Source organism: Pseudomonas sp., from assembly GCF_035554175.1.
Classification (GTDB): Bacteria; Pseudomonadota; Gammaproteobacteria; order Pseudomonadales; family Pseudomonadaceae; genus Aquipseudomonas.
Window position 1 is genome coordinate 85,932 of sequence record NZ_DATMIV010000050.1, and the last position, 16,658, is coordinate 102,589.

At 61.6% G+C, this 16,658-nt stretch carries 14 protein-coding genes; 1 reads left to right on the forward strand and 13 read right to left on the reverse strand.

What is annotated here, in order from left to right:
• Positions 1–43: 43 nt before the first annotated feature.
• The 11 genes from VNV36_RS21935 to VNV36_RS21985 form a co-directional block, all read right to left on the reverse strand.
• Positions 44–1,198, reverse strand: a complete 1,155-nt coding sequence (locus tag VNV36_RS21935; protein WP_325720464.1) for a MalY/PatB family protein — start codon at positions 1,196–1,198, stop codon at positions 44–46.
• A gap of 118 nt (positions 1,199–1,316) precedes the next feature.
• The gene (locus VNV36_RS21940) at positions 1,317–1,838 is read right to left on the reverse strand and encodes a hypothetical protein (protein WP_325720466.1); all 522 of its coding nucleotides are present in this window, start codon (positions 1,836–1,838) and stop codon (positions 1,317–1,319) included.
• Entirely contained in the window at positions 1,835–2,356 is a 522-nt protein-coding gene (locus VNV36_RS21945; protein WP_325720468.1) for a hypothetical protein, read from the reverse strand. Before VNV36_RS21945 ends, VNV36_RS21940 begins: the two co-directional genes overlap by 4 nt.
• Positions 2,353–3,006, reverse strand: coding sequence for a hypothetical protein (locus VNV36_RS21950; RefSeq protein WP_325720470.1), 654 nt, complete (start codon positions 3,004–3,006; stop codon positions 2,353–2,355). Before VNV36_RS21950 ends, VNV36_RS21945 begins: the two co-directional genes overlap by 4 nt.
• 263 nt (positions 3,007–3,269) lie before the next feature.
• Complete coding sequence (locus VNV36_RS21955) at positions 3,270–4,565, reverse strand: OprD family porin (protein ID WP_325720472.1); 1,296 nt, start codon at positions 4,563–4,565, stop codon at positions 3,270–3,272.
• 238 nt (positions 4,566–4,803) lie between these two features.
• Entirely contained in the window at positions 4,804–6,507 is a 1,704-nt protein-coding gene (locus VNV36_RS21960) for an amidase (RefSeq protein ID WP_325720474.1), read from the reverse strand.
• A 159-nt stretch (positions 6,508–6,666) separates the two neighbouring features.
• Positions 6,667–8,172: a glycine betaine/L-proline transporter ProP gene (gene proP / locus VNV36_RS21965; RefSeq protein ID WP_325720476.1), complete on the reverse strand. Its 1,506-nt coding sequence runs from the start codon at positions 8,170–8,172 to the stop codon at positions 6,667–6,669.
• A gap of 368 nt (positions 8,173–8,540) precedes the next feature.
• Positions 8,541–9,836: a carbohydrate porin gene (locus tag VNV36_RS21970; RefSeq protein WP_325720478.1), complete on the reverse strand. Its 1,296-nt coding sequence runs from the start codon at positions 9,834–9,836 to the stop codon at positions 8,541–8,543.
• Positions 9,837–9,931: 95 nt separating this feature from the next.
• Positions 9,932–12,337 (reverse strand): glucose/quinate/shikimate family membrane-bound PQQ-dependent dehydrogenase, encoded by a 2,406-nt coding sequence (locus tag VNV36_RS21975; protein WP_325720480.1) that lies wholly within the window; start codon positions 12,335–12,337, stop codon positions 9,932–9,934.
• A gap of 172 nt (positions 12,338–12,509) precedes the next feature.
• The gene (locus VNV36_RS21980) at positions 12,510–13,526 is read right to left on the reverse strand and encodes an NADP-dependent oxidoreductase (protein ID WP_325720482.1); all 1,017 of its coding nucleotides are present in this window, start codon (positions 13,524–13,526) and stop codon (positions 12,510–12,512) included.
• Positions 13,527–13,581: 55 nt separating this feature from the next.
• Entirely contained in the window at positions 13,582–14,370 is a 789-nt protein-coding gene (locus VNV36_RS21985; protein WP_325720484.1) for an SDR family NAD(P)-dependent oxidoreductase, read from the reverse strand.
• Positions 14,371–14,508: 138 nt separating this feature from the next.
• Here VNV36_RS21985 and VNV36_RS21990 point away from each other — a divergent pair, with 138 nt between their 5' ends.
• On the forward strand, positions 14,509–15,111 hold the full coding sequence (locus VNV36_RS21990; RefSeq protein WP_325720486.1) for a TetR/AcrR family transcriptional regulator: 603 nt from the start codon (positions 14,509–14,511) through the stop codon (positions 15,109–15,111).
• 5 nt (positions 15,112–15,116) lie between these two features.
• Here VNV36_RS21990 and VNV36_RS21995 read toward each other — a convergent pair whose 3' ends face one another.
• A complete protein-coding gene (locus VNV36_RS21995) occupies positions 15,117–15,506 on the reverse strand; it encodes a response regulator transcription factor (protein WP_325720488.1) in 390 nt (129 codons plus the stop codon).
• Positions 15,503–16,492: a response regulator gene (locus tag VNV36_RS22000; RefSeq protein ID WP_325720490.1), complete on the reverse strand. Its 990-nt coding sequence runs from the start codon at positions 16,490–16,492 to the stop codon at positions 15,503–15,505. Before VNV36_RS22000 ends, VNV36_RS21995 begins: the two co-directional genes overlap by 4 nt.
• Between the last annotated feature and the right edge of the window lie 166 nt (positions 16,493–16,658).

Here is a 16,658-nt window from a genome sequence, read left to right on the forward strand (position 1 = left end):
TTCGCGAGCAGGCTCGCTCCCACAGGGGCCACCTACATCGCGGTCAGGGATGGCGTTGCGCCAGAGCCCGCTCCATCCGCGCAATCCCTTCTTCCAGCAACGCCCGCGGGCAGCCGAAATTCAAGCGCACGAACTGCTGATGCCGGTCACCGAAATCCAGCCCGGCGCTCAACCCGACCTTGGCCTGCTCCAGGAAAAAGCGCTGCGGATCAGGCAAGTCCAGCGCCGAGCAATCGAGCCACGCCAGGTAAGTGCCCTGCGGTACGTTAATCGTCACGCCAGGCAGGCGCGTGCGTACGGCGTCCACCAGCCAGTCGCGGTTGCCCTGCAAATAGGTTTTCAGCTCGGCAAGCCACGGCGCGGCCTGGCTGTAGGCCACGCGGGTGGCTTCCATGCCCAGCGGATTGACGCTGTCGACCATGCCGCAGCGGGCGTGGTTGACGCGCTCGCGCAGGGCGGCGTCCTGAATGATCATGAACGAGGTCTTGAGGCCGGCAATGTTGTAAGCCTTGCTCGCAGACATCAGGGTAATCGTGCGTTTGGAGATTTCCGGGCTCAAGGATGCGGTGGGAATGTGCAAGCGGCCATCGAAGCACAGTTCGGCGTGGATTTCGTCGGAGATGATCCACGCGTCCTGGGCCACGCAGATGTCCGCTACAGCCTGCAGTTCTTCGCGGCCGAACACCTTGCCGATGGGATTGTGCGGATTGCTCAGCAGCAGCGCGCCACCACCGTTGAGCGATTCACACAGTACCTGCAGTGGCGTGGCGTAGGTGCCGTCGGCCTGGGCGTCGAATTCCAGCTCGACCTTGTTCAGCCCCCAATGCCCCGGCGCTTGCCGCAGCGGTGGGTAGTTCGGCACTTGCACCACGACATTCTGTTGCGGCTGCACCAGTGCGTTCAAAGCCATGTTGAAGCCCGACTCGACACCCGGCAGAAAGATCAGCTCCTGCGGTTTGACCTGCCACGCATACTTGTTCCACAGGTCGGCGACAATGGCCTCGCGCAGGTTGTCCTGCGCTACGCTGTAGCCCAGCAACGGGTGCAGCAAGCGCTGTTGCAAGGCTTCGATGATCACCGGCGGGGCGGCGAAATCCATATCAGCGACCCACATCGGCAACACATCGGCCGGGTAGCGACTCCACTTGGTGCTGCCAGTGTGATGGCGGTCGAACAGCTGATCAAAATCGAAAGTCATGCGCGGTCTCGTGGCGGCGGGTTGTTCATGGCCGCCATGATAAGCCCAAGGCCCCGGCGGGGCACACAAAACCTGCGGCCCTTACAGGCGCGAATTGCCCGCGACAGCGGGGTTGCCGTCACCGCTGATAGGGAATCACCTTGTCCCTGTCCATTTCCACCAGCAACTGATCGAGCATCTGGCGCTTGTTCTCGACGCCGGGAATCGGCACGTACCAGGTCATCACGCTCCAGCCTTCGCGGGAATAGTTATAGGTTTTGAGCAGTTCGCCGTCCTTGAAGACGGAGCCGCGCAGGTTGTCCTGATAGTGGTAAGGCATCGGAAAGGTGAACAGGGTGAAGATATTCACCAGCGCCAGCCAGTTGACCTTGCCGTCGTGAGGTTCGGTGATGAGCAGGCTGTAACCGTGGCGGCTGTAGCCACCATCGAGCATGGAAAACGCACCGGTGTTTTTCAGAGCACTGATGGTTTCGCGTTGGTGCTGCTCGTCGATTCGGGTATAGGCCGGTCCGAGTCCGAGGGTGACCGGAACATAAGTTTTGCTGGCCCGATAATCGAGCGGTTGCAGGGTGTTGGCGCAACCACCGAGCGTCAGCAAAGCGCAGAGCAGGGCGGCGGGCCTGATCAAGGCGAAGTTCATTGCGCCACCCCAGCGGCAGGGATCAGCCGATCATGCTGGACGTCCTGGGCAAATGCGCGGGCGATGCGGCTCAGGTTCTGGCCTTCCAGTTCGCCACCCTGATCCAGCAACCAGGTGTATTTCTGTGTGGTGTTGCGGTAGCTGTATTGCTTCAGGCGTTTATCACCCTGATAGACGGAAAACTCGGCCTGGGTGTTGTATTCCTTGGATAACGGCAGCATGAACAATGTGGCACAGCTGAGCAGCACCACCGGGAACGGCGGAAACTCGCGTTGCATGTTCAGTTTGACCTGAACACTGTACTCATCACCTTTGGCGGTACCCGTCTGGACGTCACGGAATACCCCGGTCTGGCGCAAATAGTTGCGCAGCGTCGACGAGTTCATCGGGTCATCGACCATGACGTGGATCGGCACCAGATAATCCTGACCGTCGGCGAGGGTGCGCTCAGGCAGGGTGTTGGTGGCCGTGCAACCGGTCAACAGCGCAGCGGTGGTGAGAGCGATGATCTTTTTCATGGTTTGGCGTCCACGGCCACACCTGCAGTGGGGCCGGCAAAGATGTAGGGTTCGGCGCTTTTCAGGTCGAGTTTCAGCGGTTGCAGCGTTGGCAGACCAGGGCTCAGACGTTGAGCGACCAGCGCATCGCGGGCGCTCTGGTTGCTCCAGCGGAACGCGCAAAACCCGGCGGTCAGGCAAAACGAGCGGAATTCGCCGATGTAATAGGCCTTGCCCGGTTCGAGGCGTAGCGGCAGGTTGAATTTCTCCCGTGCCTCGGCCGAACTGAACACGGTGCCAAGCCCCGGCTGGTAACGCGCGGAGAAGAATTGAAAGTCATAGAACTCGTAATCACCCGGCTTGAGCGGCAGCACGAACACACTCGCCGCACCGGTACCGTCCTGAATATCCTGGGGCGTGGAGTAGGCACCGGCCAGTTTCCACACGCCGGCGGCGCCGTATTCGGAGCCGCGCTTGCGGAAAAAGATGCGCTGGTTGTCGGCGGCGGACTGCTTGAGTGACTGTGGTCCGATCGAGCCAACGAGGTAGCTGACAGGCTCGTTGGCCTTCGGTTGCAACGGTTCGCTGACCCACGAGGCGCTCTCGGTGATACAGCCGCTGAGCGACGCGGCAAGCGCAAGCGCTGCGCCGAGTTTGAATAACTGAAACATAGACATCCCTGAACCTGCATGTACTGATTGACGCAGACAGGAAGGTCAATCAATGCCTTCCTGGCCTGGCGTTTTTTGCGGGCGCGCAGGATAAACGAGGTGATGGCACTTGGCTAGCGATCGCTGACTTGTGGCCTGCTCCCTGTGGGAGCGAGCTCGCGAAAGCGATCTGACAGTCGATGCAAGAGCGGCTGACACACCGCTATCGCGAGCAGGCTCACTCCTACAGGGGATTGCGTTTCAAGTCGTGATGAGCGGGTTATTCAGAAACCCAGTGGGTACTGGATGACTACGTAGATGCGGTCGATGTCATCGCCGGCCTGGGCTTCGTTGGCGCGGTGGGTGACGTGCGAGAGTTGCACCGACAGATCCTTCGCCGCGCCGGACTGGACGACGTATTTCAAATCGATATCGCGCTCCCAATGCTTGCCGCCATCGCCTTGCTGCGGCTGATAACTGTCGCTCTCGGCATCGAAGGGGTTATAGGCGCCGCCTCTGGGCGCGTGGGTGCCGTCGATGTGGCTGCCGCTGACGTAGCGGGTCATGAAGTTCAGGCCGGGGATGCCGAAGGCGCCGAGGTCGAGGTCGTAGCGCGCTTGCCAGGAACGTTCGTTGGCACCGTTGAAGTCGGCGTATTTGATCGAGTTGGCAAGGTAGATCGAGTCGCCGCCGACAAAATCAAACGGCGTGTCGCCATTGATTCGCTGCCAGCCAAGCATCATCGCGTGCGGGCCGAAGGTGTACTTGCCAGAGAGGCTGAAGGCAGTGTTGTCGATCTCTCCGGCCAGTGCGCGGCCAGTGTCACGGGTGTGATAGAGATTGGCATCGAGCAGCACGCCGGATTGTTTGTAATGCAGATTGCCGTAGTACTGGTGCCAGGTGTCGCTGAGTTCCGAGGCGTAGAGCGAGCCACCTATAGGGCTGGCGTTGAACAGATCGGCGCCGACGAAACTGATGCCTCCCGCTTCGGTATTGGCGCCGTAGCCGTAGAAATCGCCTTTGCCCGATGAGCTGTCCTGATTCTTGAACGCAGTGAAGTGCCCGGCGACCAGATTGACGTTGTCGAACTCGGCGCTGTTGAGCAAAAAACCTGTGGCGTATTCCGGTTGCAGGCGTTTGTCGGAGGTATCGAAGACCGGGGTTTCCACGGTCATTTCGCCGAAGGCCAGGGTTGTGCGCGAGGCTTTCAATTTGAGCGCACCGCCCGCGCTGGAGTAGTCATTTTCGCTGCGGCCATCGCTGTCGACGGGTAGCAGACCGGTGCCCGAATGCCCTTTGCCGCCGTCGAGTTTGAGCCCGGCGAAGGCGTGGGCATCGATGCCGAAACCGACGGCGCCTTCAGTGAAACCGGATGAGAAGTTGCCGATAAACCCTTGTGCCCATTCCTGTTTGTAGTTTTTCCCTGAGGGAGTGGGCGAGCGGTAATCGTTGCTCAAGTAGAAGTTGCGTAGCAGCACGTCGCTTTTGGCATCGTCGAAGAAGCCGCTGGCGCTTGCCGGGCCGGTCAGACTACTGAGCAGCGCGAGCAGGGTGAGGCGGGATGGGGCGCGGTTGATCATGGTCAGGGCCGGTGGCGATGTGAATGGCGCTGATGATCGCGGGACCAGATGGGAAAGGATTGGGCCGGTGTGCTCAGTTGGCAGCCTTTACATAAAACCCCTGTAGGAGCGAGCCTGCTCGCGAAAGCGGTGTGTCAGCTAACGAAAATGTTGACTGACACACCGCATTCGCGAGCAGGCTCGCTCCCACCATTGATGGTGGTGAGTCAGCCACATTTCTGTTGGCTGACACAGCGCATCAAGACAGCGGCGGCGTACGCGGTGGAATCTGGCGTTTGCTGCCGATGGATTCGAATGCGGCGGCAAAACGCAACAGATTCGAGTCGTCGTAAGCGCGACCGGCGAAGGTCAGGCCGACGGGCATGCCGATGTCGGCCATCACGCCCATGGGAACGGTGACGGTCGGCACGCCGAGGTGGCGGATCGCCAGGTTGCCGTTGGCCACCCAGACGCCATTGCTCCAGGCAATGTCGGCCGACGCAGGATTGACATCGGCATCCGCCGGGCCGACGTCGGCGACGGTCGGGAACAGCACGGCGTCCAGGCCGAGTGTGTCCATCCAGTCTTCGAGGTCGATGCGCCGGGTCTGCTCCAGGCCGCGCAGGCCATCGGCCACGGTGGGGATTTCATTCCAAGGGGTGATACCGCGCTCGGCCATGCGCACGTATTCGTCCATGCCAGCGGCCAGATCGCCTTCACGGTTGGGCAGGGTGCCGGGGTCGTGGGGGAAGATTTTCGGCCCGTCGACGTCCACCAGGCGATGGAGTTTCGGGTCACCGTTGGCCTGCAGGAAGTCGTCGAACGCCCAGGCAGTCAGATCCCACAGTTCATGGTGAAGAAATTCTTTCGAAACCAGGCCGCGAGTGAATACGGTTGGCGCGCCCGGGCGGTCGCCTTCGCAATTGGAGACCAGCGGGAAGTCGGTTTCGATGACTTCGGCGCCCGCGGCTTCGAGGGCTTGGCGTGCCTGCTTCCAGAGTTCGATCACCGAAGCGCGGGTGTTGATGCGCTGGCCGGTCGGGCCACCGATGCCGGGCGCTTCGCTGGTGCCGGCGTCCGGGTCGGCATTGATGTACATGCGCGCAATGGCAAAGCGTTTTCCGGCCAAGGCTTTGGCGTCGACCGCCAGTTCGGTGTATGCCGCCGGGCGCACTTCACTGACGCGCGGGATCGGCACCCACGGCTGCAAGCGCCACAGGTCGCCGCGGGTGTCCGGGTCTTCGGCGACTACCACATCGAGCACTTCGAGCAAATCAGCCATGGTGCGGGCGAATGGCACGACAACGTCCATGGTCGGCGTCAGCGGCCAGTTGCCGCGTACCGAGATCACCCCTCGCGAAGGGGTGTAGGCGCACAGGCCGTTGTTCGAAGCCGGGCCGCGACCGCTTGACCAGGTTTCTTCCGCCAGACCGAACGCGGCGAAACTCGCAGCGGTGGCTGTACCGGCACCGTTGGACGAGCCGGAAGCGAAGGGGGCGGTGAGGTAAGCGGCGTTGTACGGGCTTTCAGCGCGGCCATAAACACCGCGCTGCATGCCGCCGTTGGCCATTGGCGGCATGTTGGTCTTGCCCAGGCAAATCGCCCCGGCGCCGCGCAGACGTTCGATGGTGAAGGCGTCGCGATGAGCAACCAGATCGGCAAAGGCCGGGCTGCCCGAAGCAGCGGTCAGGCCCTTGACCAGATAACTGTCCTTGGCGGTGTAGGGAATGCCATCGAGCGGGCCCAGGGTTTCACCTCTGGCGCGACGGGCGTCGGAGGCGCGGGCCTCGTTCAAGGCCTCGGGATTGCGCACGACCACGGCGTTGAGTGCCGTCGGCGTGTCGGCGCCGTCGTAGGCATCGATGCGCGCCAGATAGGCCTGCACCAGCTCGACAGCGGTGGTCTGGCCGGATTCGAGGGCGGCGCGCAGTTGGGCGATGGAAACTTCGGTGACTTCGATCATGGGGTCACCCGTTGAACGTGATCGGCAGGGGTATTCATAGCGGTTCTCGGTGCACGGCTTTAAGCGACAAGGTTAAGACTGGCGCCTATTTAACACCAAGCGGCGAGCGGAGTAATCGGCGGGGTGATGGCCCCGCCGGTTTTTTCTGCGTCTGACGAGTTATTCGTTGATACGTGGATGCTGCTGAACCAGCAGCTTGCGCTTGGCCTCCAGTTCGGCAATCTCGGCATCGATGTCTTCGATTTTCTGTTCGATGTTGTCGTGGTGCTCCTGCAGCAGTTCCTTGGCTTCTTCCAGATCGGAAGCCGCTGGTGCCGCGCCGCGCAGGGGTTTGTTGGCGGTTTCCTTCATGGTCACACCGGTGACCAGGCCGACCACAGCGATGACCATCAGGTAATAGGCGGGCATGTACAGATTGTTGGTGCTTTCCACCAGCCAGGCCACGGCGGTCGGGGTCAGGCCGGCGATCAACACCGAGACGTTGAAAGCGCTGGCCAGAGCGCTGTAGCGGATGTGGGTAGGGAACATCGCCGGCAGGGTCGAGGCCATCACGCCGATGAAGAAATTGAGCAACACCGCGAGGATCAGCAGGCCGGAAAAGATCAGGCCGGTGCTGCCGCTGTTGATCAGCATGAATGCCGGAATGGCGAAGATGAACAGGCCGATGCTGCCGATGACGATGAACGGCTTACGCCCGATCTTGTCGCTGATGAAGCCGATCAGCGGCTGCACGAAGAGCATGCCGACCATGATCGCGATGATGATCAGCACGCCGTGGTTTTCGCTGTAGTGCAGGTTGTGGGTGAGATAGCTCGGCATGTAGGTGAGCAGCATGTAATAAGTGACGTTGGTCGCCGCGACCACCCCGATGCAGGTCATCAGGCTGCGCCAGTGTTTGGTCGCCACTTCCTTGAACGACACTTTCGGGCCACCGGCCAGGCCTTCGCGGTCGCCCTGTTCGAGTTTTTCTACGTGCTGTTGGAACGCCGGGGTTTCTTCCAGCGCGTGGCGCAGATACAGGCCGATCATGCCCAGCGGCAGGGCCAGGAAGAACGGAATCCGCCAGCCCCATTCCTCGAAGCGCTGTTCACCGAGAATCGTCGAAATCAGTACCACCACCCCGGCGCCAAAAACGAAACCGGCAATCGAGCCGAAATCCAGCCAGCTGCCGAGGAAGCCGCGCTTGCGATCGGGCGCGTATTCAGCAACGAAGATCGAAGCGCCGGTGTACTCGCCACCGACCGAAAAACCCTGGGCCATTTTCGCCAGCAACAGCAGGATCGGCGCCCAGATGCCGATCGAGGCATAGGAAGGAATCAGGCCGATGGCGAAGGTGCTCAGCGACATGATGACGATGGTCGCGGCAAGGACTTTCTGCCGTCCGTACTTGTCGCCGAGCGCACCGAAGAACAAACCGCCAAGTGGACGAATCAGAAAGGGCACAGAAAAGGTCGCCAGGGCGGCGATCATTTGCACGCCGGGATCGGCGCCGGGGAAGAAGACCTTGCCGAGCACGTAGGCGACAAAGCCATAGACGCCAAAGTCGAACCACTCCATGGCGTTGCCCAGTGCGGCGGCGGTGATCGCCTTGCGCATCTTGGCGTCGTCGACAATGGTGATGTCTTTCAAACCGATCGGTTTGACGGTGTTCTTGCGTGATTTCATTGCGATGTTCCCGCTCGCTGATCCAGATTACCGCTGCGATGCCATCTCCATGATGGCGCCGGCTCTTCTGGCTCAGATACATGCGGACACGAAATAATTCACCGATGGCTGGAATTAATTTCCCACCCGACACCCATCCCTGTGGGAGCGGCGAATCCAATCCTCCTACCTGACACAAATCCCCTGTGGAAGCGAGCCTGCTCGCGAAGGCGGCGCTACATTCAACATCGCAGTCGCCTGACCCGGCACTTTCGCGAGCAGGCTCGCTCCCACAGGGGGTTTTGTGTATTGTCGGGATTTTGTGCCCGCCGCCAAACCCTGTGGGAGCGAGCCTGCTCGCGATGACGGCGGTACAGGCGCCATCAGGCCTAAAGCGCAGCCTTCACCTGCAAACCCACCACCAGCGCATTGTCGATGTCCTGCCCGGAGAACGCCCCCGGTTCGATGATGTATTGCAGGTTCGGGCGCAGGGTCAGCCATGGTGTGGCCTGGTAGCCGTAGCCCAACTCGATCAGCTGTTCGGCGCTATCGAGATGCGCGAACGCGGCACCGTTCGCCAGCGCGGCATCCTGCTGAACATCACGGCTGCGCGGGTTCGGCACGGCGCGGCCATAGCCCAGGGCCACGGTGTCACGCGGGCGGCCTTCGAACGGTTTGTACAAAACCACGCCGGTGCCGTACCACTTGCTGAACGGCGAGGCCGCTTCGCTGGCCGCCGAGTATTGACCGAACGCATGCAGGCTGCGGCCCTCGGAAGTCGGCGAGCGCCAGACCGCCTGATCAACCAGCAGGTAATGCCCACCACGACCGGAGACTTCATCGTCGCTGCCGATGCGTTTGACGTCGGAGCTGTCGTAGTAATAGCCGACCTTGTACTCACCCGGCAGATCGCCGGCGTGCTTGTACACCAGCTCGATCGGCACCACGGTGCCGGAGGTGTGCTTTGGCCCCAAATGCCAGGCGCGGCTGGAGTTGCCGTTGCTTTCAGGGTCGACATTGAATGCCGCCACACGCAGTTGCCAGGATGACGACAGGTCGTATTTGACCCGCACGCCCAGGTGCGCGTTGGGGTAGTTGGTCCAGCCGCTGCCGCCGGACATGTTCAGCGGATGGCCGCAAAAACCGGCGTTCATAAAGTTGCACAGAATGCCGCTGTCGAGGCCGCCGAGGTCGTTGCCCATGGCCATGTAGCCGAGCTTCACGTTGAGCGCCGGGGTGAACAGGCTGCGCTCGTAACTCAGTTCAGTCAGGCGCGTGTACAGGCCTCCGTAGTTTTCCTGAATCGGCAAGCGGTTGCCGACCAGATCTTCCGAAGCGCTGTTGCCGCGACGGTCGTTGATGGTCAGTTGCACCTTGCCGGCGTTGTCGACGTCATAGAGTTTGCTCAGATCAAACTGCACGCCGAGCTTGATGTTCTGCGAGTAACGCGCCGAACGGTGCAGACCGCCGTCGGCGTTGTAAGCGGTTTCGCCGCTGTAATCGCCGGTAAAGGTGATGCCGTCTTCATTGAGTTGATGGCGCAAGCCGCCCCAGTCACCGCTGAGGGTGCTGCGGGTCAGCAGATCGGTGTCGCTGGCGGCCAGCGCGGGGAGGGTGATGCAGCCAAGGCCCAACAACAGACCGGTGAAAAGCCCGGGACGGGAAAAGCGAACAGCCGATGACATGTGAATCCTTCCTGCTGAAATCTTCAACGCAATAAAACGGCGACGCGGTGCTTTGGGGCACCGCGCGCTGGGGGGAGGGTGAGTGCAGCAGCGAATTACGGCAGCGCGTAGGCCATCACGTAATCGCCACGATCGGTCGACTGGCGTGCGCCGCCAGCGGTGACGACGATGTACTGCTTGCCGGTCTTCGGCGAAACGTACGTCATCGGCCCGCCTTGGCTGCCGACCGGCAGACGGGCTTTCCAGACTTCTTCGCCATTGCCGCTGTTGAAAGCGCGCAGGTAGAAGTCCTGAGTGCCGGCAATGAAGATCAGGCCACCTTGCGTCGACAGCGTGCCGCCGAGGGTGGGCAGACCGATCTTGATCGGCAGGTGCATGCGGATGCCCAGCGGGCCGGTGTCTTCAACGGTGCCGACCGGAACCTGCCACGCGACTTTCCGGGTCTTCATGTCGATCGCGGTCAACGTGCCGAACGGCGGCGCCTGGCACGGAATCCCGGCCACCGAGAGGAAGCGGTTCTTGTTCACTGCGTACGGCGTGCCTTTGAGCGGAACAGCGCCCATGCCGGTGTTCAGCGCTTCGCCACCGCCAGCGGCCTGGCCTTTGTTCTGCGACGGGATCATCTGAATCCACAGGCCCAGGCGCATGTCGTTGACGAAAATGAAACCGTGCACCGGATCAGTGGAAATGCTGCCCCAGTTCATGCCACCCAGCGAACCCGGGAAGCTCAGCGATTTGTCGGTACCCGGCGCGGTGTACAGACCGTCGTAGCGCATGCTCTTGAAGTCGATGCGGCAGAGCAACTGGTCGTACGGCGTGGCGCCCCACATGTCCGACTCGGTCAGGTGCTGCGCGCCGATCTGCGGCATGCCCACGGATTTCGGCTGAGTCGGCGAGTACGGCTCGTCAGGGATGTTCGCGGCTTTCACCGGTACTTCTTTGACTTCGGTCAGCGGCTTGCCCGTGGCGCGGTCGAGCACATAGATCTGCCCGGCCTTGGTACCGATGACGAGCGCCGGAACGCTTTGGCCGTCCTTGTCGAAGTCGATCAGGCTCGGCTGCATCGGTAGGTCGAAGTCCCACAGGTCGTTGTGCACGGTCTGGAACACCCAGCGTTCTTCGCCCGTGCTGGCATCCAGCGCGAGGATCGAGGCGCCGTACTTGTGGTCCAGTTCGCTGCGCTCGACGCCATAGATGTCGGTGGACGAGCTGCCCATCGGCAGGAACACCGTGTTGGTCGCCGCGTCATAGGACATCGGTGCCCAGCTGTTCGGCGTGCTGCGCACGTAGGTACTGCCGTCGGCCGGCGCGTTGCGGTCCTGCGGGTTGCCCGGGTCGAACGCCCAGCGCATGGCGCCGGTGATCACGTCAAAACCACGAATCACACCGCCCGGCATGTCGCTCTGCACGTTGTCAGCCACGCGACCGCCAACCACTACGGTGGTGCCAGCCATCAATGGCGCGGACGACAACTGATAGTAGCTGTCCGGGACATCACCCAGACCGGCCTTCAGATCGACCTGGCCGTTGTTGCCGAAACCCTGGCAGAACTCGCCGGTGTCAGCATCGACCGCGATCAGGCGGGCATCAATGGTGTTGGTCAGCAGGCGACGCTGGCAGTTGGCAGCCGGCGCCGGTTTGGCTTCGATGATCGAAGAGTTGCTCGGCTGAGCGATGGTCGCGGTGGCGTCGAAATAGGCCATGCCACGGCAGCGCTGCCAGACTTTCGATTGCGCGTTGATCGCGTTCTTCCACAGCTCTTTACCGGTGTCGGCATCGAGGGCGATCAGGTTGTTGTGCGGGGTGCAGATGAATACTTTGTTGCCGACCTGCAGCGGGGTGAGCTGGTCTTCGGCGCCGTTGCCATCGCTCTCGGCGACGTCACCGGTGTGGTAGGTCCACGCGACTTTCAACTGGTCGACGTTGTTGCGGTTGATCTGATCGAGCGCGGCGAAGCGGCTGCCACCCTCGGTGTTGCCGTAGTGCGCCCAGTCTTTCTGCGCCTTGGCCGGCTCGACCGGAGTCAGGCCCGGGCCAGTGCCAGAGGCGGCAACCGTAGGGTGCGCAACGAACATGTTGCCGGCGGCAACCGCTACACCCACCGCGAGCACAGCGGCCACGGCATACGCGCCACGCCCGGCAGCGCGGCCATTGGCGCGCGCCAGCAGCGGGTAGACCAGGGCGACGACCATACCGATCGCGCTGAACATGAACAGCCGTGAGAACACCGGCCAGAAAACCAGCCCGGCGTCAGCCACGGCCCAGATTGCGGTGGCCACGAGAAACGCGGCGAACAGCCAGGCGCCTGCGGTTTTCTTCAGTGCGATCAGCACGCCGGAAACGGTCATCGCCAGACCGCCGATCAGGAAGTACCAGGAACCGCCCAGGCTGACCAGCTTCACACCGCCGGCCGCGAGCGCCAGACCGAGCAGGGCGATGATCACGCCAAGGCCGACCAGAATGAACGTTGAAACGCCTGAGACGCGTTGACTGTGGTTCACATTGAAAGTCCCGTTTGACTGAAGCGCGGGATTATAGCGGTAACTAACCATTCAGTTAACCGCAGTTTTGCCATGAAACCGTGCACTTCTGTGAATCAAGCGTGGTGCAGGATTAGCAAAACGCAAGTCGAGACGGCTTTCACGGCAGATCAGCAGCTCCTGCGCGAAACGGTCAGGACGAGGGGCTTTTGCGGCCGACCGCGATGGCGACCTTGCCCTTGGCCCGACCTTGTTCGACATAGTGCAGGGCGTCATCTATCTGATCGAACGGGAAGGTACGGTCGATCACCGGTTTGATCACCCGGGCCTCAATCAACGCGGTGATTTTCTGTAACTGGATGCCGTCGGCACGCATAAACAGAAACGAATAACCCACTCCGTGTTTGCGTGCTTTACGGCGAATGCCGCTGCTGAGCAGGCCCATGACCAGCCCGAGCAGCCACGACAAACCCTGATCCTGGGCGAACTGCGCAGTCGGCGGCCCCGACAGGGAAATCAGCAGCCCGCCCGGTTTCAGCACCTTCAACGATTTCTCCAGCACATCGCCGCCGAGGCTGTTAAGCACTACGTCGTAGTCGCGCAGCTCATTGGCGAAATCCTGCTGCTTGTAATCAATCACCACATCAGCGCCCAGCGCCTTGACCCAATCGACATTCGCCGTGCTGGTGGTAGTCGCAACGAAAGCGCCGAGGTGTTTGGCCAGTTGAATGGCAACCGTGCCGACGCCACCTGAGCCGGCGTGAATCAGCACTTTCTGACCTTTTTGCAGTCCGGCGACTTCGACCAGTGCCTGCCACGCCGTCAATGTCACCAGTGGCATGCAAGCCGCCTCGGTCATAGCGAGATTGGCGGGTTTCAACGCTAGCGCTTGTTCGTTGACGGCGATGCGTTCGGCAAACGTGCCAATCCTGTTTTCAGGCGCACGCGCGTAAACCTCATCGCCCGGCTTGAAACGCCTGACCGCCGCACCGGTGCTGAGCACCACACCGGCGACATCGTTGCCCAATATCAAAGGCATTTGATAAGGCAGGATCATCTTGAATTCGCCGCTGCGAATCTTCAGATCAAGCGGGTTGATGCTGCTGCCGTGCACTCCGATCAGCACGTCGGTTTCCCCGATCAGCGGTTCAGGTACGTCGCCAATCCGGCCGTTCTGCTTGCCGTAGCGCTCGATGAAAAATGCCTTCATTGCGGATGCTCTTGTCGGTAGGACCCCGCCGCACTGGCGCCGGGGCCGGTTGAAGTCAGGCTTGAGGCAGATAACGTGGCGCCACGGCCGACTGGCGAATCTGCCCCAACAGGCCCTGCCGCGCGGTTTGCAGGGCATCCCAGCGTTCGCCTTCATGCAGCGGCGGGATGGTGACGACTTCGCGACGATCAAAACCGACCAGCGCGGCGTCGACCATGTCGCCGACCTCCATGATGTCGGTCAGTGTGTTGATGTCGATGCCGGCGCGGTCCCAGATTTCCGTGCGGGTGGCGGCGGGCAACACCGCTTGTACATACACGCCCTGTGGCGACAGTTCCAGGCTCAGGCCCTGGGAGAGAAACAGCACGAACGCCTTGGTCGCGCCATACACCGACATGCCGAACTCCGGCGCCAGGCCCACCACCGAACCGATGTTGATGATCGCGCCGTCGCCGGCCTTGGCCAGACGCGGGGCGATGGCGCTGGCCAGACGCACCAGCGCCGTGGTGTTGAGCGCGACCAGTTGCGCCACGCTGTCGGTACTTTGTTCGATGAAGGTACCGGACTGCGCGGCGCCGGCATTATTGACGAGTATGCCGATGCGCGCATCGTCACGCAGACGCGCTTCGACCGTTTGCAGGTCGCTGAGTCGGGTCAGATCGGCTTGCAGCACTTCGACATTGACGTTGTGTTCAGCGCGCAAACCGGCGGCGAGGGTGTCCAGACGAGACTGGTCACGGGCGACCAGCACCAGATCGTGCCCGCGTTGGGCGAAACGTGCGGCGTAGACCGCGCCGATGCCGGTGGAGGCGCCAGTGATCAGAACAGCAGGGCGAGTAGTCATGGTGTGAATCTCATTTCGATGGAAGGACAGGAAGCGGTTTTTAGGATGATGAGCGAAATCTAAACTGTCAACGGTTTTGATTATGTCCAACATCTATGTATCATCGAGCCATGATTTTTCAGCGCTGGAGGATTCAACATGCGCGTATCCAAGGCTCAGGCTCAGGCCAATCGCGAGCACATTGTCGAAACGGCGTCGGTGATGTTCCGCGAACGCGGTTATGACGGGGTCGGCGTGGCTGACCTGATGGCGTCCGCCGGTTTCACCCATGGCGGCTTCTACAAACACTTCGGCTCCAAGGCCGACCTGATGGCCGAAGCGTCGGCCAACAGCCTGGCGCAGTCGCTGGCCAGCGCCGAGACGATGAGCGTGCAGGATTTCATCGATGTGTACGTCTCGCGCGACCATCGCGACGGCCGTTCCACCGGTTGCACCATGGCGGCGCTGTGCGGCGATGCGGCGCGTCAGTCAGGCGATGTCAAGTCGGCATTCGCCGAAGGCATCGAGCGCCTCTTGCAGACGCTTGGCGAGAAATACCCGACCGCCGCCGATGCGCCGCAGGGTGAGGGCAGAAGCAAAATGCTCGACCTGCTGGCCCGCGCCGTCGGTGCGATCATGCTCTCGCGAGCTTGCCCTGATGACTCGGCGCTGGCCGATGAGATTCTGGCGGTGTGTCACGCGCAGATGACCGTTTCGTTACCGGTCATCGAGGCGCCGGAAGAAACCACGCAGGACTGCTGAAGCAATCAGCGCTGGCGCTGCAAAGCCTTGTCCAGTGCCGCGAGCAAAACCTCTTCCTCGAAAGGTTTGCACAGGCATTCGAACGCCTGGTAATGCCCGGTTTCGGCCAGTGTCGCCTCGTCCCAATGAGCCGACATGCAGATCACCGGAATCTGTCGCGGCAGCTCGCGCATGACGTCGATGCCGGACAGGCCGGGCATGCGCAAATCCAGCAGCAGGCAAGCTATCTCGTCAAAGTCGACGTCGGTGAGAAACGCTTCGCCGCTGGCATACACCTGCGCGCGATAACCGACCGCACGCAGCAGATTCGACAGGCTTTTGCGCACGGATGCGTCGTCATCAACGATGCAGACGATCGTGGGGCGGGTGCTGTCGGCTGCCGTCGGGCCGCTCACGACAGGCTCGATGGGCCAGGCGAAGGCGCAGCGCTGATCAGTCCATAGAGTTCGACGAGGTTGACCAGCGAGCGGGTCTGCATTTTCGCCATGATGTGTTTGCGGTGAACCTTGGCGGTCACTTCACTGGTGCCCAGTTGGTTGGCAATCTGCTTGTTGGACAGACCGCCGACGATCAGCGGCAGCACCTCGCGCTCACGCGGCGTCAGTTGCGCCGCCAATTGCCGCACGTGCTGAACCCGTTGCCATTGATCGTACGCCGTCGCCGCGTGTTGGCGAGTGCTGCGCAGAATGCCGAGCAGTTCATCGTCATTGAATGGCTTGGTCAGAAACTCCACCGCGCCGGCCTTCATGGCCTGCACCGACATTGGAATCGTGCCGTGGCCGGTCATGAAGATCACCGGCCACGGCAAGCCGCGCTCGTTCAGCGCCGCCTGCAATTGCAAACCCGTGGCTTCCGGCAGGCTGACGTCCAGCAGCAGGCACGCCGGGCCATTGGCGATCTCGGTATCGAGCAATTCCTCGGCCGACTGGAAGATCCGATGCTCGATGCCTTCGGCGCGCAACAAGCGACTCAGCGCGGTACGCACGCAGGCCTCATCGTCGACAATGAACACTGGCACCGATTGCGCATCGACCGGCGGCGGTTGCGCCACGATCGGCGCCGAGGCCAGTGCGTTGAACAGCGGCAGTTTGGGTTCGCGGTCTTTCAATAATCGGTAACCTCGACGGGGAACCGTCTGGATGATTTCTTTTTCCCCGAGCAGTTTGCGCAGCGAGGAAATCTGCACCTGCAGATTGTTCTCTTCGACGACGATGTCCGGCCACACCTGATTGATCAGTTCGTCCTTGCTGACGATGCGCCCGTCGGCCTGCATCAGCACCGACAGAATTTCGAACGCCCGCCCACCCACGCGCAAGGGCCGGCCATCGAGAAAGGCTTCGCGCCGTTCCAGAGAAATCGTGGCTTGGCCGAGTCGGATCATGCAGGCCTCTGCGTTACGTTGAGAAGGACAAGGCGCGGGCGCCGGGTTATCAGGCTCGTACGCTAGGGGACGGCCTGGCATAAAGCAATTATCCCGAGGGATAAGTCACGCGCTTTCATTGCGTCAAAAACCACGGCGCAAGGCTCTGGACGGCCATGTTGAGGTC